Origin of the sequence: Pseudomonas putida NBRC 14164 (genome assembly GCF_000412675.1) — a bacterium.
Classification (GTDB): Bacteria; Pseudomonadota; Gammaproteobacteria; order Pseudomonadales; family Pseudomonadaceae; genus Aquipseudomonas; species Aquipseudomonas putida.
Map to the genome: position 1 here is coordinate 475,081 of NC_021505.1, position 20,747 is coordinate 495,827.

The 20,747-nt window shown below is 63.0% G+C and carries 20 protein-coding genes and 1 tRNA gene; 6 read left to right on the forward strand and 15 right to left on the reverse strand.

Annotation, left to right across the window (positions count from 1 at the left end; translation table 11 throughout):
- Positions 1-205 precede the first annotated feature (205 nt).
- On the reverse strand, positions 206-1,129 hold the full coding sequence (locus PP4_RS02040; protein WP_016497678.1) for a LysR family transcriptional regulator: 924 nt from the start codon (positions 1,127-1,129) through the stop codon (positions 206-208).
- A 210-nt stretch (positions 1,130-1,339) separates the two neighbouring features.
- Here PP4_RS02040 and PP4_RS02045 point away from each other — a divergent pair, with 210 nt between their 5' ends.
- Together PP4_RS02045 and PP4_RS27560 are read left to right on the forward strand one after the other, a co-directional pair.
- On the forward strand, positions 1,340-2,620 hold the full coding sequence (locus PP4_RS02045; RefSeq protein WP_016497679.1) for an aspartate aminotransferase family protein: 1,281 nt from the start codon (positions 1,340-1,342) through the stop codon (positions 2,618-2,620).
- Positions 2,621-2,772: 152 nt separating this feature from the next.
- Positions 2,773-2,931, forward strand: a complete 159-nt coding sequence (locus PP4_RS27560; protein ID WP_003177654.1) for a YqaE/Pmp3 family membrane protein — start codon at positions 2,773-2,775, stop codon at positions 2,929-2,931.
- Between the two features lie 33 nt (positions 2,932-2,964).
- On the opposite strand, the gene PP4_RS02055 is transcribed toward PP4_RS27560, so the two are convergent.
- From PP4_RS02055 to PP4_RS02100, 11 genes are all read right to left on the reverse strand, one after another.
- Complete coding sequence (locus PP4_RS02055; protein WP_016497680.1) at positions 2,965-4,788, reverse strand: alpha/beta hydrolase family protein; 1,824 nt, start codon at positions 4,786-4,788, stop codon at positions 2,965-2,967.
- Positions 4,754-5,914: a pyrroloquinoline quinone biosynthesis protein PqqE gene (gene pqqE, locus PP4_RS02060; protein WP_016497681.1), complete on the reverse strand. Its 1,161-nt coding sequence runs from the start codon at positions 5,912-5,914 to the stop codon at positions 4,754-4,756. Before pqqE ends, PP4_RS02055 begins: the two co-directional genes overlap by 35 nt.
- Positions 5,886-6,161, reverse strand: coding sequence for a pyrroloquinoline quinone biosynthesis peptide chaperone PqqD (gene pqqD, locus PP4_RS02065; RefSeq protein WP_016497682.1), 276 nt, complete (start codon positions 6,159-6,161; stop codon positions 5,886-5,888). Before pqqD ends, pqqE begins: the two co-directional genes overlap by 29 nt.
- Entirely contained in the window at positions 6,158-6,913 is a 756-nt protein-coding gene (gene pqqC, locus PP4_RS02070; protein WP_016497683.1) for a pyrroloquinoline-quinone synthase PqqC, read from the reverse strand. The genes pqqD and pqqC overlap by 4 nt, the downstream gene beginning before the upstream one ends.
- A 155-nt stretch (positions 6,914-7,068) precedes the next feature.
- Positions 7,069-7,980: a pyrroloquinoline quinone biosynthesis protein PqqB gene (gene pqqB, locus PP4_RS02075; RefSeq protein ID WP_016497684.1), complete on the reverse strand. Its 912-nt coding sequence runs from the start codon at positions 7,978-7,980 to the stop codon at positions 7,069-7,071.
- A gap of 79 nt (positions 7,981-8,059) precedes the next feature.
- Positions 8,060-8,131, reverse strand: coding sequence for a pyrroloquinoline quinone precursor peptide PqqA (pqqA, locus tag PP4_RS27700; RefSeq protein WP_008365141.1), 72 nt, complete (start codon positions 8,129-8,131; stop codon positions 8,060-8,062).
- Positions 8,132-8,302: 171 nt separating this feature from the next.
- The gene (gene pqqF, locus PP4_RS02080) at positions 8,303-10,591 is read right to left on the reverse strand and encodes a pyrroloquinoline quinone biosynthesis protein PqqF (protein WP_016497685.1); all 2,289 of its coding nucleotides are present in this window, start codon (positions 10,589-10,591) and stop codon (positions 8,303-8,305) included.
- A gap of 143 nt (positions 10,592-10,734) precedes the next feature.
- On the reverse strand, positions 10,735-11,529 hold the full coding sequence (locus PP4_RS02085; RefSeq protein ID WP_016497686.1) for a carbon-nitrogen hydrolase family protein: 795 nt from the start codon (positions 11,527-11,529) through the stop codon (positions 10,735-10,737).
- A 14-nt stretch (positions 11,530-11,543) separates the two neighbouring features.
- Positions 11,544-13,226, reverse strand: a complete 1,683-nt coding sequence (locus PP4_RS02090; RefSeq protein WP_016497687.1) for a flavin monoamine oxidase family protein — start codon at positions 13,224-13,226, stop codon at positions 11,544-11,546.
- 162 nt (positions 13,227-13,388) lie between these two features.
- Complete coding sequence (locus PP4_RS02095) at positions 13,389-13,703, reverse strand: helix-turn-helix domain-containing protein (protein ID WP_016497688.1); 315 nt, start codon at positions 13,701-13,703, stop codon at positions 13,389-13,391.
- A complete protein-coding gene (locus tag PP4_RS02100; protein WP_041167506.1) occupies positions 13,681-13,962 on the reverse strand; it encodes a hypothetical protein in 282 nt (93 codons plus the stop codon). Before PP4_RS02100 ends, PP4_RS02095 begins: the two co-directional genes overlap by 23 nt.
- Positions 13,963-14,459: 497 nt before the next feature.
- On the opposite strand from PP4_RS02100, the gene PP4_RS29250 reads away from it, so the two are divergent.
- Complete coding sequence (locus PP4_RS29250; RefSeq protein ID WP_016497689.1) at positions 14,460-14,621, forward strand: hypothetical protein; 162 nt, start codon at positions 14,460-14,462, stop codon at positions 14,619-14,621.
- A 12-nt stretch (positions 14,622-14,633) separates the two neighbouring features.
- Here the strand turns inward: PP4_RS29250 and PP4_RS02105 are convergent, their stop codons facing one another.
- Positions 14,634-15,095 (reverse strand): Lrp/AsnC family transcriptional regulator, encoded by a 462-nt coding sequence (locus tag PP4_RS02105; RefSeq protein WP_016497690.1) that lies wholly within the window; start codon positions 15,093-15,095, stop codon positions 14,634-14,636.
- A 159-nt stretch (positions 15,096-15,254) separates the two neighbouring features.
- On the opposite strand from PP4_RS02105, the gene PP4_RS02110 reads away from it, so the two are divergent.
- The 3 genes from PP4_RS02110 to PP4_RS02115 all read left to right on the forward strand — a co-directional run bounded on the left by PP4_RS02110 (position 15,255) and on the right by PP4_RS02115 (position 16,666).
- Positions 15,255-15,809 (forward strand): serine acetyltransferase, encoded by a 555-nt coding sequence (locus tag PP4_RS02110; protein ID WP_041167953.1) that lies wholly within the window; start codon positions 15,255-15,257, stop codon positions 15,807-15,809.
- Positions 15,810-15,893: 84 nt separating this feature from the next.
- The gene (locus tag PP4_RS27705) at positions 15,894-16,136 is read left to right on the forward strand and encodes a DUF4160 domain-containing protein (RefSeq protein ID WP_016497692.1); all 243 of its coding nucleotides are present in this window, start codon (positions 15,894-15,896) and stop codon (positions 16,134-16,136) included.
- Positions 16,133-16,666, forward strand: coding sequence for a DUF2442 domain-containing protein (locus tag PP4_RS02115; protein ID WP_016497693.1), 534 nt, complete (start codon positions 16,133-16,135; stop codon positions 16,664-16,666). The genes PP4_RS27705 and PP4_RS02115 overlap by 4 nt, the downstream gene beginning before the upstream one ends.
- A gap of 55 nt (positions 16,667-16,721) precedes the next feature.
- Here the strand turns inward: PP4_RS02115 and PP4_RS02120 are convergent.
- Together PP4_RS02120 and PP4_RS02125 are read right to left on the reverse strand one after the other, a co-directional pair.
- Positions 16,722-16,798 (reverse strand) — tRNA-Ile (locus PP4_RS02120).
- 16 nt (positions 16,799-16,814) lie between these two features.
- Positions 16,815-20,558 carry a bifunctional diguanylate cyclase/phosphodiesterase gene (locus PP4_RS02125; RefSeq protein ID WP_016497694.1) on the reverse strand — a complete coding sequence of 1,248 codons (3,744 nt, stop codon included), beginning with the start codon at positions 20,556-20,558 and terminating at the stop codon, positions 16,815-16,817.
- Between the last annotated feature and the right edge of the window lie 189 nt (positions 20,559-20,747).

Below are 20,747 nucleotides of genomic sequence, written 5' to 3' on the forward strand. Positions count from 1 at the left end.
CACGACGTGGTGACTTTTCACCACTGTTCTCAGATTGGATCCACGGTTAATCTTTATCACATGGACGTTGCGCAGGAAGCGCAAAGGACAGATCAAGGAAGACGACGAAGGACCACCTGCCCAGGATGGCGGGGTGATACGGATGTCACAGGGAAACAGTCTGGAAAACCCCGCTTCGGCGGGGTTTTCTTTGTGCGCGTGTTTTTCAGGCCAGCACATCCAGCGGCGATGCGCCCAACAGGCGGGCGTCCGTCTCTTCCTCCAGCAGGGTGCGCAGCAGCTCTACAGACGCCTGCTGGCGCTGGACATCGCGAAACACCAGGCCAACCTTCAGCGGCACCCGCGGTTCGCTCAACGGCTTCCACAGCAGGCCCTGATCATCCTCGGCGGCTTCTTTGGCCCGGCCCGGCAGAATGGTGGCCAGTGCCGTGTGCGCCAGGCTGTCGAGAATCCCCGCCATGTTGTTCATCTCTGCCTGTACGTGTGGCCGCCGCCCCTGGCTGGCCAGCTGCGCCTGCCAGATCTGGCGGATCTGGAACTCTTCGCCCAGCATCAGCATGGGCAATTCGGCTGCCTGGCGGATGGAAACCTTCTTGAAATCCTTCAGCGGGTGGGTATCGGGGATCACCAGCTGCAGCTCGTCTTCGTACAGCAGCAGGCCATGCAGCCCGGGCTGGCGCGGTGGCAGGTAGCTGATGCCGATGTCCAGGCTGCCGTTGAGCAGCCGCCGTTCGATCTCCAGCCCCGACAACTCGTAGATCTGCACCACAAGGTGCGGCTGTGCCTTGCGCAGCCGTTCGAGCAGCTGTGGCACCAGGCTTGGCCGCACGGTCTGCAACACGCCGATAGCCAAGGTGCGAAGCGACTGGCCCTTGAAGTTGCGCATGGCCTCGTGGGCGCGCTGCAGGCCATCGAGCAATGGCAAGGCGTGGTTGTACAGGGTGTGGGCAGCCAGGGTGGGCAGCAGGCGCTTGTTGCTGCGCTCGAACAGGCTCAGGTCGAGGCTGTGTTCCAGTTGGCGGATCTGCTGGGAGAGTGCGGGCTGGGACAGTGACAGGCGCTCGGCGGCGCGGCCCACGTGGCCTTCTTCATACACCGCGACGAAATAACGCAGTTGGCGGAAATCCATAAGTAACACTTATCGAAAATGCTGGAAAAACGAAATGGTCGAAAACCCTCGCGAAGCCTAGTCTATCGCCGTATTCCAACGGGTTACAGCGATCATTGGGTCGATTGTTACCCCGGATGAAAAACACTTTTGATAGGCAAGGCAAAATATCGAGTGTCGGCACCAAGACCGCACCGTAGCCGCCCTTTACCGTGATTGGTTGGAGCCCTGATGAACCTGTTCAACCTGCGCCGCTCGGCCCCTGCCGCTGTCGCCGAGCCCAAGCGCGCGCCGGTGATCGTGCCGCACGCTGATGAGCTGTCGCGTGATCGCCTGATGCCCAGCGCCGAACGGGCAGCGCAGGTGTTCGTACGTGGTCAGGGCTCTTGGTTGTGGGATAACGAAGGGCGTGCCTATCTGGACTTTACCCAGGGTGGTGCAGTCAACAGCCTGGGCCATAGCCCCAGCGTGCTGGTGAAGGCACTGGGCAACCAGGCCCAGGCGCTGATCAACCCGGGCTCGGGCTTCCACAGCCGGGGCCTGCTGGGGCTGGTCAACCGCCTGTGCCAGAGCACCGGCAGCGAGCAGGCCTACCTGCTGAACAGCGGTGCGGAGGCCTGTGAAGGTGCGATCAAGCTGGCGCGCAAGTGGGGCCAGCTGCACCGCAACGGCGCCTATCACATCATCACTGCCACCCAGGCCTGCCATGGCCGCAGCCTGGGCGCCCTGTCGGCGTCCGACCCGCTGCCGTGCAACCGCTGTGAGCCTGGCCTGCCGGGCTTCAGCAAAGTGCCGTTCAACGACCTGGCCGCCCTGCACGCCGCCGTGGATTCGCGCACCGTGGCCATCATGCTTGAGCCAATCCAGGGCGAGGCGGGTGTTATCCCCGCCACCCAGGAATACCTCAAGGGCGTGGAAACACTGTGCCGTGAACTGGGCATCCTGCTGATCCTCGATGAGGTGCAGACCGGTATTGGCCGCTGTGGCGCGCTGCTGGCCGAGGAGCTGTATGGCGTGCGCGCCGACATCATCACCTTGGGCAAGGGACTGGGCGGCGGTGTGCCCCTGGCTGCCTTGCTCGCCCGGGGCACGGCATGCTGCGCCGAGCCTGGCGAACTGGAAGGCAGCCACCATGGCAATGCGCTGATGTGCGCCGCCGGCCTGGCTGTGCTGGACACCGTGCTGGAGCCTGGCTTCTTCGCCCAGGTGCAGGATAACGGCCGCCACCTGCGTGAAGGCCTGAGCCGCCTGGCTGGGCGCTATGGGCAGGGTGAGGTGCGCGGGCAAGGCCTGCTGTGGGCACTGCAACTGAAAGAAAACCTGGCCAAAGAGTTGGTGGCAGCGGCCCTGCATGAAGGCCTGCTGCTCAATGCACCGCAAGCGGATGTGGTGCGTTTGTCGCCAGCGCTGACCGTGAGCAAGGGCAACATCGACGAAATGCTGCTGCGCCTGGCCCGCGCCTTTGCCCGCCTGCATGCCCAGCAGCAGGCCCACCGCGAAATGCCGGCGTAGCTGTTTGGCAAGACCGAGAATTCTACGAACCGTCTGGCGTTCCTGCGCATCGCCCCTGGCCTGTTTTATTCGGCCCGGGGCGTTTTTTTTTGCCTGTGGAACCTCTGTGGCGGGCGGCTAGTCTTTGATGTAACCCTTCAGGAGAGACTCGCATGGACTTTATTCGCATCATCATCGCCATTCTTCTGCCACCGCTGGGCGTGTTTCTGCAGGTGGGGTTTGGCGGGGCGTTCTGGCTGAATATTCTGCTGACCTTGCTGGGTTACATTCCGGGGATCGTGCACGCGGTGTACATCATCGCCAAGCGGTGAAGTTTTCTGGGGCCGCAAAGCGGCCCCAAAATCTCAGGTCTCCAACACCCGGCAATAAAACTTCCACTCCTCTTCCAACGCATGCGCCAGGTTATCCGCTTTGCGGAACCCATGCCGCTCCCCCGCATAGAAGTGCCCTTCAGCCTCGATGCCGTTAGCCTGTAACGCCGCCAGCATGGCGCGGGTCTGCTCTGGCACCACCACAGCATCCAGCTCACCCTGAAAGAAAATCACCGGCACCTTGATCTGCCCTGCATGCAGCAGCGGCGTGCGCTGGCGATAGCGTTCGGCATCCTGGAGCGGGTCGCCGATCAGCCAGTCCAGGTAATCCCCTTCGAACTTGTGGGTGGCACGGCCCAGGGCAACCGGGTCGCTGACCCCGTACAGGCTGGCGCCGGCGCGGAACACGTCATGGAACGCCAAGGCGCACAAGGTGGTGTAGCCACCGGCGCTACCGCCGCGGATAAACGCCTTGTGCTTGTCGACCAGGCCTTGAGCAGCCAGGTATTCGACCGCTGCGCAAGCATCGGCCACATCGCTCTCGCCCCAGCGCAGGTGCAATGCCTGTCGGTATTCCCGGCCATAGCCGGTGCTGCCCCGGTAGTTCAGGTCGGCCACGGCAAAGCCGCGTTGGGTCCAGTACTGGATGCGAGGGTCGAGCACGGGATAGCAGGCCGACGTCGGCCCGCCGTGGATGAACACCACCAGCGGGGCGGCGCCTTGCGCCTGCGCTGGCGGGTAGAAGAAACCATGGGCCTGCTCGCCGTCACTGCCATAGCGGATAGGCTGCGGCAGGCTGATCTGCTCCGCCGGCAGCATCTCGACACCACCGGCCAGCACGCGGACCTCGTGGTTGCGGCGGTCGATGGCAATCACTGCCGGCGGGCTGATGGGCGAGGCGGCAATGGCATACAGGTTTTCGCTGTCCATGGCCAGGCTGCGAAAGCGTGTGTAGGCACTGGCGTAACGCGCCATGCGGCCATCTTCATGACGCAGCCCCAGTTGCCCGAAGCCATCTTTGAACCAGCTGGCCAGGTAGCTTTGCGGCCCCAGCGCCAACCAGGTACAGGTGCCCAGTTGCCAAGGCGCAGCCGCGTGGTCGGCAGGCCCGGCAGGCAACGCCTGCCAGTGGCCATCGACTTCCCCCCAGGGCTGCCAGAAGCCATTGCGGTCGGACAGGCAGTAGAGCCGGCCTTCGGCATCGAAGCGCGGCTGCTGCAGCGACTCACCATCGCTGGCCACGCACTGCGCGGGGCCCCAGTGGCCACTGCTGTCGCGTACGCGGCACATCAATCGGGTGAGGGTCCAGGGCTGTGCCGGGCGGTCCCATTCGATCCACGCCAGGCGCATGCCATCGTCACTCACCGTGGGTGAGGCGTAGAAATCGGCGCCCTCGGCGAGCACTTCGCGGCTGCTTTCAGCCAAAGCCACCAGGCGATGCTCTACCTGCTCGGCATGGCGCTCCTCCACGGCCAGCACCTGGCCATGGTGCCACTGCACATCGCCGTAGCGGCAGCTGGCATCCTGGGTCAGCGCACGCGGTGGCACATCGTCCAGCGGCTGGGTGTAGACCTGCTGGTCCTTTTCGTTGACGAACACCAGCCCGTCGCCACCCAGGCAAAAGCTGCCACCGCCATATTCGTAGACCCGGCTGCGCACGCTGAAACCATCCGGGGTCAGGCAGCGGGCCTGGTGGTACAGCCAGTGCCAGATACGGCAAGCACCGTCGGCGGGGCGAAATTCGATCCAGAACAGCCCGTCGGCACTGACTTTGAGTTCGGTGAAGTCGGTACCGGCGGCAACTGCCTGGGCCGCGCTGAATTCAGCCGCGGGCGATGACACGGGAGTTTCGATCATTGCGGAAGGTCATCTGTTCAATGGCGAGCTGGGCGGTTTCCGCCTCCTCGCGGGCCTTGAGGATGATGCCGTGCTCGGCCGACTTGGCGCACACAGGGTCGGCGTTGCTGGCATCGCCGGTCAGCATGAAGGCCTGGCAGCGACAGCCGCCGAAATCCTTTTCTTTTTCGTCGCAGGAGCGGCACGGTTCGCGCATCCACTCATAACCACGGAAGCGGTTGAAGCCAAACGACTCATACCAGATATGGTGCAGGTCGTGGTCGCGTACATTGGGGAACTTCACGGGCAGCTGGCGGGCGCCGTGGCAGGGCAGCGCGGTGCCGTCCGGGGTAATGGTGAGGAACAGGTTGCCCCAGCCATTCATGCAGGCCTTGGGGCGCTCTTCGTAGTAGTCCGGAGTGACGAAGATCAGCTTGCACGGGTTGCCCTCGGCCTTGAGCTTTTCCCGGTACTCGTTGGTGATGCGCTCGGCCCGCTCCAGTTGCTCGCGGGTTGGCAGCAGCCCCAGGCGGTTGAGGTGCGCCCAGCCGTAGAACTGACAGGTGGCAAGCTCGACGAAGTCGGCTTCCAGGGCAATGCACAGCTCGATGATGCGGTCGGTCTTGTCGATGTTGTGCCGATGGGTGACGAAGTTGAGCACCATCGGGTAGCCGTGGGCCTTTACGGCACGGGCCATCTCCAGCTTTTGCGCAAAGGCCTTCTTCGAGCCGGCAAGCAGGTTGTTGACCTGCTCGTCGCTGGCCTGGAAGCTGATCTGGATATGGTCCAGGCCGGCCTTCTTGAAATCGGCGATGCGCGCTTCGGTCAGGCCGATGCCCGAGGTGATCAGGTTGGTGTAGTACCCCAGCCGGCGGGCTTCGCCGATCAGCTCGGCAAGGTCCTGGCGCACCAGCGGCTCACCGCCGGAAAAGCCGATTTGCGCGGCGCCCATTTCCCGCGCTTCGGCCATCACCTTGAACCATTGTGCGGTGCTCAGCTCCTGGCCCTGGGCGGCAAAGTCCAGCGGGTTGGAGCAATACGGGCACTGCAGCGGGCAGCGGTAGGTGAGCTCGGCCAGCAGCCACAGCGGCAGGCCGACCTCGGGCGTAGGCGGCAAATCAGGCGAGGACGATCCAGTGTTCGGCACGGGCCACCTCCATGAACTGCTCGATGTCATCGGCCACTTCCGGGACATCGGGGAATTGCTGTTCGAGTTCGCTGATGATGGCTGCCACGTCACGCTGGCCGTCGATCAGGCCACCGATCAGGCTGGCGCTTTCGTTGAGCTTGATCATGCCCTCGGGGTACAGCAACACATGGCCCTTTTGTGCCGGCTCGTACTGGAAGCGGTAGCCGGGGCGCCAGCTCGGCACCTGATTGCGATCCAGACTCATAGGGTGATCCCCTTGTGCCACACCCGGTCCTGGGTGACGGAGTGATAAGGCGGGCGGTTCAACTCGTAGGCCATGCTCATGGCGTCGAGCATGCTCCAGAGGATATCCAGCTTGAACTGAAGTATCTCCAGCATACGCTCCTGGCCCGCGCGGGTGGTGTAGTGCTGCAGGGTAATCGCCAGGCCGTGCTCCACGTCACGCCGGGCCTGGCCCAGACGGGTGCGGAAGTACTCGTAGCCGGCCGGGTCGATCCACGGGTAGTGCTGTGGCCAGCTGTCCAGTCGCGACTGGTGGATTTGCGGGGCGAACAGTTCGGTCAGCGAGCTGCTGGCCGCTTCCTGCCAGCTGGCGCGGCGGGCGAAGTTGACGTAGGCGTCCACGGCAAAGCGTACGCCGGGCAGTACCAGGTCCTGGGAGCGCAGCTGGTCCGGGTCGAGGCCGACCGCCTGGCCAAGGCGCAGCCAGGCTTCGATGCCACCGTCCTCGCCGGGTGCGCCGTCGTGGTCGAGCAGGCGCTGGATCCACTCGCGGCGTACCTCCCGGTCCGGGCAGTTGGCCAGGATCGCGGCATCCTTCATCGGGATGTTGACCTGGTAGTAGAAGCGGTTGGCTACCCAGCCCTGGATCTGCTCACGGGTGGCGCGGCCCTGATACATCGCCACGTGGTACGGGTGATGGATGTGGTAGTAGGCGCCCTTGGCGCGCAGGGCCTGCTCGAATTCGGCAGGGGACATTGGCAGTGCGTCGCTCATTCGGCTGGCTCCTGTAAAGCTGAGTCTCGGCTCGATCCCTGTGGGAGCGGGTTTACCCGCGAACACCGGCGAAGCCGGTGCCATACACTGTGTTGGATTCTTCGCGGGTGAACCCGCTCCCACAGGGGAACTGTGTTGCTTGTGCGATCTCGGTTTTACAACTCGATGCTCATGCCATCGAAGGCAACTTCGACGCCACGGCGCAGGACTTCGGCGCGCTCGGGTGAGTCTTCGTCGAGAATCGGGTTGGTGTTGTTGATGTGGATAAGTACCTTGCGCTGGCGCGGGAAGCCGTCGAGCACTTCCAGCATGCCGCCAGGGCCGTTCTGGGCCAGGTGACCCATCTCGCGGCCGGTGCGGGTGCCCACGCCACGGCGCTGCATTTCGTCGTCTTCCCACAGGGTGCCGTCGACCAGCAGGCAGTCGGCACCGTGCATCATCGCCAGCAGGTTTTCGTCTACCTGGCCCAGGCCCGGTGCGTAGAACAGCTTGCCGCCGGTGCGGGTGTCTTCGACCATCAAACCCAGGTTATCGCCCGGGTGCGGGTCGAAGCGGTGCGGGGAGTAGGGCGGCGCGGCACTGCGCAGCGGAAACGGGGTGAACTTGAGGTTTGGGCAGGCGTCGATCACGAAGCTGCCTTCCAGCTCGATGCGGTTCCACTGCAGGCCACCGTTCCAGTGGCTGAGCATGTTGAACAGCGGGAAACCGGTGGTCAGGTCCTGATGGACCATGTCCGTGCACCACACCTGGTGCGGGCAACCTTCGCGCAGGCTGAGCAGGCCGGTGGTGTGGTCGATCTGGCTGTCCAGCAGGACGATGGCGTTGATGCCGGTGTCGCGCAGGGCACGGGCCGGCTGCATCGGCGCAAAGGCCTGGAGCTGGGCGCGGATGTCGGGCGAGGCATTGCACAGCACCCAGTGCACGCCGTCGTCGGACAGGGCGATGGACGATTGGGTGCGCGCCGTGGCACGCAGGGTGCCGTCACGGTAGCCCTTGCAGTTGACGCAGTTGCAGTTCCACTGCGGGAACCCGCCACCGGCGGCGGAGCCGAGAACCTGGATGTACATGGCCACTCTCTATGCAGAAAACCGTGTCGTAAAAACGAAAACGCCCCGGCGGGCCGAGGCGTTGAGGCGCAAGCCTGGCTTAGCGGCTTGCGAAGTACATGGTGACTTCGAAACCGATACGCAGGTCAGTGTAAGCAGGTTTGGTCCACATGGAATTACTCCTTCCGAATGAGGGTTGGGTTGCTCAGCTACTACTTGGGTACCGCCATGGGCCGGCAGTTCCCTGAAACTGGGATTGCGCTATCTTACAAGAAAAATTTGTACCGAAAGGTTAATTATTCGAAAAGCGCCGTTGCAATTGGCGTAACAATCGCGAGGTTGTTCACTGCCATTCAAGGGTTGGCGCGGCAGCGTTGGCCAAGCAGAGCCAAGGGCAATCCTTATCGAGCAGGGTGCCCAGCAGCTGGTCCATATCCGTCTGCCGCGTCTTCAAGATAGCCCTGCGCAGCTCATCTAGCGTGCCGGGTTGTGTAGCCAGGTGTGTCTGCCATGCCCATTCGGCAACGTCGGCGTTGGCCATGGCGGGCTCGTCGAATTGCTCGGCCAACGCCACGCGAGCGCCCGGATCCAGCGTGATGCCTTGCCGCAGCAGGGTGAGCAGGTGGTCGAGGACCTGCGCTTGGCGGGTATGTGGCGACTGCACCCCGAACAACAGGCCGCCGACACCCTCGACCTGACGAAAGGTACTGAACACCGCGTAGCCGAGTTGCAGCTCTACCCGCAGCCGTTGGTAAACCGGCCCTTGCAGCAATTGCGCAAGCACGCGGCCGCTGGCTTCGCTGGCCGCAGGGAGCGGGCAGAACAGCAACAGGGCGTGTTCACTGCCGGGTACTTCGGCGTGCTGCCAACGGTGGCTGGCCCATGTAGGCGGGGGGGCAGGCAGCGAGCCTTGCCCAGGGCAGTGCTGTAACGCAGTGCCCAAAGCGCTTAGCGCAGCAGCGTCGAAACCTGTGGCAAGGCCATGCCAGCGGGCGTGCTGCCACAGGCTGTCGAGTTGCGACTGCGTCGGCATGCTGGCAGGCGCACTTGCGGGGTGGGCGCCCACTACCGCGTCGGGCAGTTGCTTGAGCAAGGCCCTGATGGGGATCAGTGGCGGTGGCGTCGCCGTGCTGGGCTGCCAGCAACTGGTTGCTGGCTTGAGCATCAGGGCCAAGGCCTGCTCCACTGCCCGAAGCACCGCTGCCGGTTGCCCGGCGCAGCGCAATTGCCAGTATTCGCCAACGGCACTGAACAGCAGTTGCACCGACGCGCGCTCGCAGCGCTCCTGCAGTGGGGCCAGCGCCTGTTCCAGCACGGCCTGCAAACGCTGGCGCAGGGGCGAAGGCAGGTGCCAGCGCAGGTAAAGCGCGGCGTACTGACGGGTGCCAGGCAGCAGGTCGCTGGTCTTCAGGGCCGCCGGTAGAGGTTGCGCCGGGGCATTGGGCAAATCTGCCATCAGCAAGGGGTCGACGGGGGGCAGTTGCCATTGCCCATGCGCTTGGCCCGGCAGGCCCTGGAGCAGCGCGCCCAAAGCCTGCTGGCCTTGCGCATCCAGCTTGGCGAACGGCTGGCCCGTGCTGTCCCGGCGAGCCAGCTCAAGCGCGCCGGCGCTGCGTTCACGGCTGAGCTGCAGCAGGCCGAATGCGTGGTTCATCTGCTCAAGGTCGGCCTGGCGGATGAAGCTGAACCAACCCTGCAGCAGGGCATCTGCTTCGTCCGGTTTGGCGCTTGCGCTGAGCTGCAGGTCGATGTGCCAAAGTAACTGCCCGGCGAAGCTGTACACCCTCTCGGCCTTGAAGCTTTGCAGCCAGCCGCGTTGGCGCAGCGCATGCAGCCAGGTACCCGGGCGGTTGTCGCCCAGGCAACTGATCAGTAATTCCAGGGCCTGCTCGGCACCTGCCGGTAGCTTTTCATGGGTGAACACCAGGCGCGTGTTCGTAGGCGACAGTAGTGGTGGCAGCGTTTGTAGCGCCTGCGTACCCGTCGCGAACAGGCTGGCATGCTGCCTGCCCAGCTGTTCCAGTTCATCCAGCGCCTGTGGGCCACACAGGCTCAGGGTCATCTGGCCTCCCTGGTAATAGCGTTGGTGAAAGCCTTCGAGGGCTTGCTGAAAGGCGGGGTTCTGCAAGGCCAGGGTGTGCCGGTTACCGGCGTGAAAAGCCCCTAGCGGATGCCCCGGCGACACCGATTGCAGCAAGGCGAACTGCTGCTGAGCCTGCGGGTTGCGCGACCAGGCGATGAACTCGGCGTGGATCACTTCGCGTTCGCGGCGTTGGCGCTCGATGCCCAGGTCCGGTTCGGCCAGCATCTGGCACAGGCGCTCAAGGCCCCCAGCCAAGGCATTGGTCGGCACTTCGAAGAAGAAATCGGTGGCGCGTTCCCGGGTGCTGGCGTTGACCTGGCCACCGAGGGCCTGGACGTAGCGCATCAGGCCATCGTTCAGGGGGAACTGCGCGGTGCCGAGGAAGAAAAGGTGTTCGAGGAAGTGGGCCAGGCCGGGCCACCTGGCGGGAGCGTCATGGCTGCCCGCGTGCACCCGCAATGCGGCGGCCGAGCGCTTAAGGCGCGGGGCGTGGCGCAGGGTGAGCTGCAGGCCGTTGGCGAGGGTGAGGTGGCGGGTGGTGTCAGGCATGAAAACTCCGGGTAGGTGTTCATGCTAACCCATTTGTATGAGCAGGCCCGGCCTCTTCGCGGGCGCGCCCGCTCCTACAGGTATGGTGTGGCTTGCAGACTGACACCAATCCTGTGGGAGCGGGCGCGCCCGCGAATGGGACGTCAGCTTTTACGCAGGTGCAGTTCCTGGCGCAGGTCTGTCAGGTAAGGAAATGCCTCACGCCCCTGCACCACCTGCTCATGCTCCAGCTCCGCCAGCAGCAGGCATTCATCCCGCCCACCCATGGCCAGCAGGCTGCCATCAGGGCCTATGATGCTGCTCTGCCCGCAATACTGGATGTCGTCTTCCGAGCCGCAATAATTGGCATACACCAGGTAGCACTGGTTTTCCTGCGCCCGCGCCCTCACGGTCACCTGGCAGACGAAGTCGTACGGGGCCATGTTCGCCGTCGGCACCAGGATCAGTTCGGCACCACCCAGCGCCAGGCGCCGGGCGTTCTCCGGGAACTCGATGTCGTAACAGATCAGCAGGCCGACTTTCCAACCGTCCAGTTCCACCACCGGGAAGTGATCGGCGCCGGCGCTGAACATCGCGCGGTCCAGCTCACCGAACAGGTGAGTCTTGCGGTAGTTGCACAGGCTGCGCCCGTGCGCGTCGATCAACTGCACACTGTTGTAGATCGCCCCATCATCACCACGCTCGGGGTAGCCATAGACGATCGCGATGCGGTGCGCCTGGGCTATTTCCACCACGTCCATCGCCGCCGGGCCATCGTCGGCTTCGGCCAGCCGCTCGACCTGGGGCAGGCCGATGTTGTAGCCGGTCAGGAACATTTCCGGGCACACCAGCAACTGTGCGCCGCGGTCGGCTGCCAGCTGCGCCTGGTGGCGCAGCCGTTGCAGGTTGCCGGGCACGTCCAGTGGCTTGGGGGCGCCCTGGAACAGAGCAATGCGCATGGTGCCTCCTTGAGTCAGTCTGCCAGGGCGATCGGGCCGATCTCGTCAAACACATCGCCCGGGCCGGGGTTGTCCGGGTGGGTCTGGCCACCGAAGTGGTTCATGATACCCCACACCGCATTCAGCGACGTCTGCACCGCGCCTTCCACCCACGCCGGGGTCCACGACACGTCGTCACCGGCGATGAACATGCCGCGCTGCTCGGCAGGCATGTCCTGCTGCATGAAATGCGCGTACATGCGCTGGTTGTAGCGGTAGTGGCCCGGCAGTGCGCCCTTGAAGGCGCCGAGGAAGTGCGGGTCGGCCTCCCAGGAAATGGTGATCGGGTCGCCGATGATGTGCCCGGCGATATCGGTCTTGGGGTAGATCTTCTTCAGCGCATCCAGGGCCAGCTGCACGCGCTTTTCCACCGGGTGCGGCAGCATCTTCAGCGCGTCGCTCATCCAGGCGTAGGACAGGCAGATCACCCCCGGCTTGTCGTCGCCGTTGTCGAACAGGTAGGTGCCGCGGGTGAGGCGGTCGGTGAGGGTCATGCTCATCAGGTCGCGGCCGGTTTGCGGGTCCTTGTCCTTCCAGAACGGCCGGTCGACCATGACGAACGTCTTCGACGATTGCATGTAGCGGGTGCGGTCCAGGGCCATCCACATTTTTTGCGAGAACAGCGATTCCTCGCAGTCGATCTGGGTGGTCAGCAGCCAGGTCTGGCAGGTGGCGAGCACGGCGCCGTAGTGCCGGGTGTCGCCCCAGTTGTCGGTGACCGCCAGGCGGCCATCGGCGGCACGGGCGATGCGCTTGACCCCGGTGCGCGGCGCGCCGCCATGCAGGCCGCTCAGGCTGGTGCCCTCCGGCCAGTGGGCGCAGCGCTCCGGCACATGGCGCCAGATACCTTGCGGCACCTGCTCCACACCGCCGACGACCAGGTGCTGGTGGTCGTCGCAGTTGGTCATCACCACGCGGAAGATTTCCAGCATCGAGTTGGGGAAGTCCGAGTCCCATCCGCCGGTGCCAAAGCCGACCTGGCCGAACACTTCGCGGTGCTGGAAGCTCAGTTTGGCAAACGAGCGCGAGGTGGCCACGAAGTCGTAGAAGGTGCGGTCGTCCCACAGCGGCACCAGCTTGTTCCACAACTCCTTGAGCCGCGGTACATCGCGGTCGCGGATGGCTTGCTGGATGTCGGCGAACTGGGCGCCACTTTCCAGCGCATCGGCCCAGGCGTCGGCCACTTCGTGGAACAGCTTGGGCAGGTCGGTGGTTTTTTCGGCGTAGTAGGTCTGGCCTTCCAGGTCGATCACCGTGCTGCCCGAGGCCGGGGTCAGCGGGTTGGGGAAGGGCTTGGTCTCCAGGCCCAGCTTGTCCACGTAGTGATAGAACGCCGTGGACGACACCGGGAAACGCATGCCACCGAGTTCGGCGATGATCCCGTCGGTGCCGTTGAAGGCTTGCGAACGCAGCCGGCCACCCAGCTTGGAGGCCTCGTACACCACCGGCTTCAAGCCCAGCTTCATCAGCTCGTACGCCGCCACCAGTCCAGCGATACCGGCACCCACGATGGCCACTTCTTCACCTTGGCGATCTGCTGGGATGCTGCCCAGGCCTGCGGGGTGTTCCAGCCAGTCGTCGAAGGCGAAGGGGAAGTCCGGGCCAAAGATGGTGATGGGCTGCTTGCCGTCGGCGGGGTGGCGGTTTTTCTTGTTCATGAAGTGACCTTGCCAGAGAGGCTGCGCAGGGAGCGGAGCCTGAGTATAGGAGATGCCTGGCGGTCATTTTAGGGGTTTGGGGATTCGTTATTAAGGAGCATAGTGTTGTCTGAAAGTAGCTTTGCTCGTCGTATTAGCCGATTTTTCATTGCTTTTGACGAATCAAGCCAAAGATGCCAAATGATCCACCGTCTCAGGGTATTTCTGTACCAGACGAATCAGTGCGACTGCTTGCGCATTGGGTCTGGAGCGGCCTTGCTCCCAGTTTTCCAGCGTTCTGGCATTGGTTCGGAGATGGTTTGCGAACAGTGCCCTGGACATGTTGAGGCGCTGGCGCAGCTCCAGCAGTTCGTTGGGGACCAATGGGGCCAGTTCGGTGAGGCTGGCTTTGTGCGAGCGTAGGGTTTTTTTGCCTTGGCGTTCTTCGGCCAGGGCGTCGAAGCCTTCCGTGAGTTCAGTGAACAGGTTGCGGGGCATGGTTTTTCCTCAACAGGTATTCGCGTTCAAGCATCGTTCTCAGCGCTTTTCGCTGGGAATCGGTCAAGTCATCCTGCATGTCTTTGCCGTACACCGTGAATAACCAGAATTGACAGCTAAGACCTCCGGTGCCCTTGATCGCATCCCCGGCGAAGGGATCCTTCATCAAGAGCAGCTGTAAGAGACGAAAGTCCTGATCATTCAGATAACTCGCTCGGTGACGTTCGAACGGGGGGAGCTCAACAAAAACTGCTTCCATTTATTGTACGTAACCTGCGTATAGTTTGGTGGGGGAGGCGAGGTCTGTCAATCCATTCGCTTTCCAGCCTATACACATTGGCGGGTTATCTGAGTGCTACTGAATTGCGGAATGTAACCCGGACAGAGGCTGGTAGGTTTTCGCACGACCGCCATGGCACACGACGCGATATCGAGTGGGACAAACAAGGCGGTCGCGCGAAATCCTCATAGGCATGACTGGCCGAAACAAACTTAGGAGCGAGCGCCATCTCGCGATGCGCCGCGCGGGCGGGGCTCGATCTTATAGGCGCTGCAAATCGCAAGGCGGGCACCCTTTGGCCTTTATGCGATCTGTCGGCCTGACATCAGTGAGCTTTAGGTAGGGCTGATCAGAAAATTCTTACGGCTCAGCACAATTTAAAGAATTACCCTACGGCCGCTATCGCCTCGGTCTGGCATCGCGGGAATCGCTTCACAGTTAACTTCACCGGGTCGCCGCAAATTCGGCGATCGGGCGTGAGAACCCGCTTTTTGGCCCGTGGCCTCAATCAGGTCGCCACCGACTACGCCCAGCACCACGCCCCCGAGCGCAGCCGTGACATCGTCTGGTCGATGCAGCATTCTGCTGAAAGCCTTTCGGCAATCCTCGATGGCCTGCTCGACGGCCAGGAAGCCTGACCGCCAGCCCGCTTAGACCGGCTGCCCACGGTCCACCTTGCTGCTGAGAATGATCGATGTGGTGGTCTTCTCCACCCCGTCGACGCTACCGATCTGGTCGAGCAGCTGGTCCAGTTGTTCGGGCGAGTCTGTACGCAGCCAGGCCACATAGTCGAATTCGCCGCTTACCGCACACAGCTGCTGCACCTGGCCCATGGCACTCAGGCGGCGTACCACTTCCTTCCCGGAGCGCGGCTGCACCTTGATCCCCACGTACGCTTGCAGCCCGCCACCCATCACACTCTGACCCAAGCGCACGCCATAGCCTGAGATGACCTTGTTCTTCTCCAGCCGTTCCAGGCGCGAGTTGACGGTGGTGCGGGCGATGCCCAGCTGGCGCGCGAGGGTGGCGACGCTTTCGCGGGCGTTGATTTGCAGCAGGGCGATCAGCTGGCGATCGATTTCATCCAGCGTGATGGAGCGGGAATCCGACATGGCGAGTCTCTACGGTTGGCCTGCTAGCCTAGCCAGCGAGTGCCAATCAGGGCAAGGCCGGGCACAGCTGAACAATCCGGCGCGCTCCTACAGCGACCGCGCTGGCCTGGTGGCTGTGCCTTCGGCATGATGAAGCGCCAGTCCAACGGGAAACTCAGCGTGAACCTCGACCACCTGCTCGAATGCTGGCGACTGGAAGTCTCCAACAAGAAAAGGCCCGGACGCCGTACCAGCCTGCTGTTCAACGTGCTGCGCCGTGCACGCAAGGACAACAAGCTGCGCTTTCTGTTTGCCTTCCGCCTGGCCCAGTACCTCGACGCCCGCGGCGGCCTGCTCCGGCGTCACGCGCGGCGCATGCAACAGCGGCTCAATCTCAAGTACGCGGTGGACATCGACATCGGCGCACAGATCGCGCCCGGCCTGCGCATCGCACACCTGCCTGGGGTGGTGATCACCCGGCACGTGAGCATCGGGCGCAATTTCTTTGTTCGGCAAAACTGCTCGATCGGCATCAAGACCCTCGGCTTGGCGGAATACGCGCTGCGCATTGGCGACAACGTGAGCATGGGCGCCAACAGTTGCATCGTTGCCGACTGTATCGAGATTGGTGACGACGTGGTGATCGGAGCGATGTCGCTGGTTACGCGGGATATTCCGGATGGCATGACGTTCTACAACCCGCGGCAGGTCGAGATGCGGCCGAGAGAGACGTAACCAGAAACGTTACATTTTTGAGGCTGTAGGCGTGTTGCTCGAATGGTACTGTCTGGTGCAACCATTGCACTGTATGATTAGCCCATGCCCACGATCCATCGATTGTCCAATTGCGTAATCTGCCTGTATGCAAATGATCATCTGCCCCCGCATTTCCATCTGCGATTCAGTGATGGTCGTCAGGCACTGATCGCGATCAATGACTTGACTCCGGTGGCCGGCTTTGGTGGTTCGCGGGTTTCCCAGCGCGAGATGAGCGAAGCGCTCGAATGGGCGTCGCGGAACAGGGCTCGACTGCTAGCAATTTGGGAGGAGCTGAATCCATGACCAACAAACAATTCCAGCTGACAGAGGTCGCCGCGGTGGCCCCCGCTTCATTGCTGCTGACCTTTGCGGACGGGCAGCAATTCACGGTGGCGCTGGATGAAATCATCGGGAAACACACGACGTTGGCCCCGCTTGCCGACCCCGAGGTATTCGCAACGGCTGCCATTGGCGAGTGGAATGACACGGTCATCTGGGCCAACAACGACAATCTTGAACTTGCTGCTGACAACCTGCGTGCACGAGCGGTTGAACAGGCAGGGGAGTGTTCACATGAACTCATCTGGAATTGGATGGCCAAGCATGAGTTGACGTTGGATCGTGCTGCACAGGAGCTCGGGCTGAGCAGGCGGATGTTGGCTTATTACCGTAGTGGCGAAAAACCCGTGCCGAAGACTGTGGCCCTGGCTATGAAAGGATGGGAAGCACTTCGGTTGGCTGAGGCGCGAGCAAACAGCGCATCTCGTCACACGTCTGGCAAGTACACAGACAGTTTGGTGGGGGCGGGGCATGTACGGAAGAAGAGAGCGTAACTGCGTAGCCGATCCACAGCCAAAAAAAGCCGCGCATTTGCGCGGCTTTCGTATTTGGTGGGCCCACACGGACTTGAACCGTGGACCAAAGGATTATGAGTCCTCTGCTCTAACCAACTGAGCTATAGGCCCTCAGTAAGTGGCCGGATTATAACGAGGGTTTCGCACCTGTGCCATCTGAAAGATCCGATAGTGCTATGCGAAGAAACGTTGCCGCGAACTCGCTTGGCGGCAGCGGCAGGCTGACGATGTAGCCCTGGATCTGCTCGCAGCCCTCGGCCGCCAGGAAGCGTTGCTGAGCCTGGTTTTCCACGCCCTCGGCAATGATGGTCAGTTGCATGCTGCGCCCCAGGGCAATGATCGCACGGGCGATGGCGGCGTCGTGGGGGTCGTCGGGCAGGCCACGGATGAACGACTTGTCGATCTTGAGAATGTCCAGCGGCAGGCGCTTGAGATAGCTCAGCGATGAATAGCCGGTGCCAAAGTCGTCGATGGCCAGCTGCACGCCCAGTTTTTTCAGCTGGTACAGCACGGCCAGTGCTTCTTCCGCCTGGCTCATGATGAAGTTTTCGGTGATCTCCAGTTGCAGGTCACCCGCCTTGAGCTGGTAGTGCTTGAGCAACTGTTCGATGCGCCGGGCCAGGTGTGGCTGGCGTAGCTGGGCGCCGGCGAGGTTGATCGACAATGGGCCGAAGGGTTCGTAGTGCTGCTTCCAGGCCTGCATCTGCCGACAGGCTTGTTCCAGTACCCAGTCGCCGAGCTGGAGGATGGTGCCGTTCTCTTCTGCCAGGTGGATGAAGTGCTCTGGCGGCACTTCACCAAAGGTCGGGTGGCTCCAGCGGATCAGCGCCTCGGCGCCTACCAGGTTCTGGGTCTTGAGGCTGAGCTTGGGCTGGAAGCACAGGCTCATTTCGTTGCGTTCGACGGCTCGGCGCAGCTCGTGCTCCAGGGCGATGCGCTCGCTGGCCTGGGCGGTCAGGTCGCGGGTGTAGGCTTCAACGCGGTTGCGGCCTTTGGCTTTGGAGCGGTACATGGCAGCGTCGGCGTTGCGGATCAGCGTGGCCACGTCGGTGCCGTCCTGCGGATACAGGCTGATGCCGATGCTGGCGCTGGTGAAGAACTCGTGCTCACCGGCCTGGAACGGTGCGACAAAGCAGGCCAGCAGCTTGTTGGCGATGGTGCTGGCGTCACTGGGCTTGTGCAGGCCGGGCAGCAGGATGATGAACTCGTCGCCGCCCAGGCGGGCTACGGTGTCGACGTCCCGCACCTGTTCTTTCAGGCGCTGTGCAATGCCCTTGAGCAGCAGGTCGCCGACCGGGTGGCCAAGGCTGTCGTTGATGTGCTTGAAGCGGTCGAGGTCAAGGAACAGCACCGCGCCCTGGCGGTTGGACACCTGAGCGCAAGTGAGCACGGCCTGCAGGCGGTTCTCGAACAAGGCACGGTTCGGCAGGCCGGTCAGCGGGTCGTGGTGGGCCTGGTAGTCGAGCTTGGCCTGGGCGTGCTTGAGGCTGGAAATGTCGGCGAACACGGCAACGAAGTGGGTGATCTCGCGTTCGCTGTTGCGCACCGCACTGATGGTCAGCCAGCCGGGGTACAGTTCGCCGTTCTTGCGCTTGTTGTAGATCTCACCTTGCCAGTGGCCCTCGGCAGTAAGCTGGTGCCACATGGCGGCATAGAAGGCGCTGTCATGCTGGCCGGAGGCAAGCAGGCGAGGGGTCTGGCCGAGGGCTTCGATCTCGCTGTAGCCGGTGATTTCGCTGAAGGCGCGGTTGACGGCACTGATGCGTTGGTCGATGTCGGTGATCAGCACGCCTTCGGCGGTGTTCTCGAACACGGTGGCGGCCAGCTGCAGTTTTTCCTGCATCAGGTGGCGCTCGGTGATGTCGCGGGCGATGGTCAGCATGCAATCGACGCCGCCAATCGGCAGGGGCCTGGCGGACAGCTCGCACAGGCGGATCTGCCCGTCGCTGCGGCGGATGTGGCAGGTGAAATCGCGCACGAAGCCGTCGCGGTTGAGCTGGTCGACCATGCGTTTGCGTTCGTTGAGGTCGACCCAGATACCCAGGTCAAGCGAGGTCTGGTCGATGGTCGGGTTGAGGTCGTAGCCTGTGAGGCGGCAGAAGCCTTCGTTCACCTCGAGCAGCAAACCGTCGCTCTGGCGCGACAGCAGCAGGCCGTCGGGCGAAGCGTGGAAGGCCTTGGCGAATTTCTCTTCCGAGGTTTGCAACTGCCCCTGGGTTTCCTTGAGCTGGCTGATGTCGCGCACCGCCACCACCAGTGCCGGGGTGCCGTCGAGTTCGAAGGTTTCGGCCGAGGTGAGGCCGGTGAACAGTTGGCCATTGCTGCGCCGGAAGCTCATTTCCAGGTTGCGGATACCGCCTTGGTGCAGGCGCTCAAGCAGCGGGGGGCCGGAGCCTTCGACACCCCACAGGTGCAGATCCGTAGCGCTGCGGCCAAGCACCTGTCCCGCGGTCAGGCCGATCTGCTCTTCGAAGGCTTCGTTCACCTCCAGCAGGCAGCCGTCGCTGTGGCGGGCGATCAGCAGAATGTCGGGGCACTGCTGGAACACCGAGGCAAACTTTTGTTCGGAAAGGCGCAGGGCGTCCTCGGTACGCTTGGTTTCGCTGATGTCGATCATCAGCCCGCGCATCACTGGCTGGTGCCCGTGTTCGATCATGCTGACGATATTGCGTACCCACAGGGGCTGGCCGTCAGCCCGGATTACCCGATAGTCCAGGCTATGGTCGCGTCCGGCTGCGGTTTCGCTGTCGCAGTAGGCCTGGGCCCAGAGGGCGTCCTCCGGGTGCAGGATGCTGCGCCAGAAGCCCGGCCTGAGCCAGTCGCTCAGCGGGTAGCCAAGCAAGTCTTCGGCATGTGGGGAGACGTAGCTGTAGGTGAAGTCGTTGGCATCGGCTTCCCAGGCGATGGCGGACAGGCTCTCGACCAGGCCGCGGTAGTGGTACTCGCTGCTGCGCAGCTCCTGCTCCAGTGCGATACGCCGGGAAATTTCCGAGCTGAGCCGACGATTGATACGGATCACCACGGCCAGCACGGCCATCAGCAACAGCACCGTTGGCAGGCCATACACCAGCAGGTCAGACCAGAACATCCGTTGGTCGACCACATTACCCACCCAGCGCTGCTGGATCTGGCTGACTTCGCCGCTGCTCATGTCGGCCATGACTTTGTCCAGAATGCCCACCAGCACTTTGTTGTCGCGTGGTGCGGCCATGGCCAACTGGTAGCGGTAGGGCGTTTCGCCACTGACGTAGAGCCCATCGAGCTTGAGCTGGCGCAGGCTCCAGATGCTTGAAGCGAGGTCGCCGACCACGGCGTCCACCTGATCGGTGGCCAAGGCCTGCAAGGTGGAGCTCACATTGGGCAGTGCCACCAGGTTGAGGTCGGGGTGATGCGTACGCAGCAGTTCGTGCGGGGCGTAGTTTTCGACCACGGCTATCTTCAGGCCGTACAGGTCGTCCAGTTTGCGCGGTTGTGCGCCGCCTTTGTGGGCGAGGATGACGATGGGGAAGTCGAGGTACGGGCGGGTGAAGGCCAGGTAGCCTTGGCGTTCGGGGGTGGACATGATACCGGGCAGCAGGTCGATGCGGTTTTCCCGCGCTTGCGCCAATACCTCGGTCCAGCTGCTGGGCTCGACCGGTTTGAGCGTCACGCCCAGGCGTTGCTGGATCGCGGCGATGTAATCGGCGGCCAATCCCTGGTACCGGCCCTCCTGGTCGCGAAACTCGAACGGTGGCCAAGAGGCGTCTACGCCCAGGCTCAGCTGTTGGTGGGCAGCCAGCCAGGCTTTCTCCTCGTCTGTCAGGGTCAGGGCGCCGGCCGTTGTGTTCCACAAAATCAGGAGCAGCAGCAGAATGGCCGGCATGAGCGGCATAGCGGCCTCGCATTTTTGGGGTCTGACGTCGAGTGTAGACGGGCATTGCGCAAGCGTGGGGTAAGCGAGATACGTGTAGGAGCAGCTTTGTGCTGCGAATGGGCCGGTATGGGCGCAGGTGTACGGTGACCCGGATGGCCTCTTCGCAGCACAAGGCTGCCCTACAGGGACCGCGAGTGTTTCAAAAGA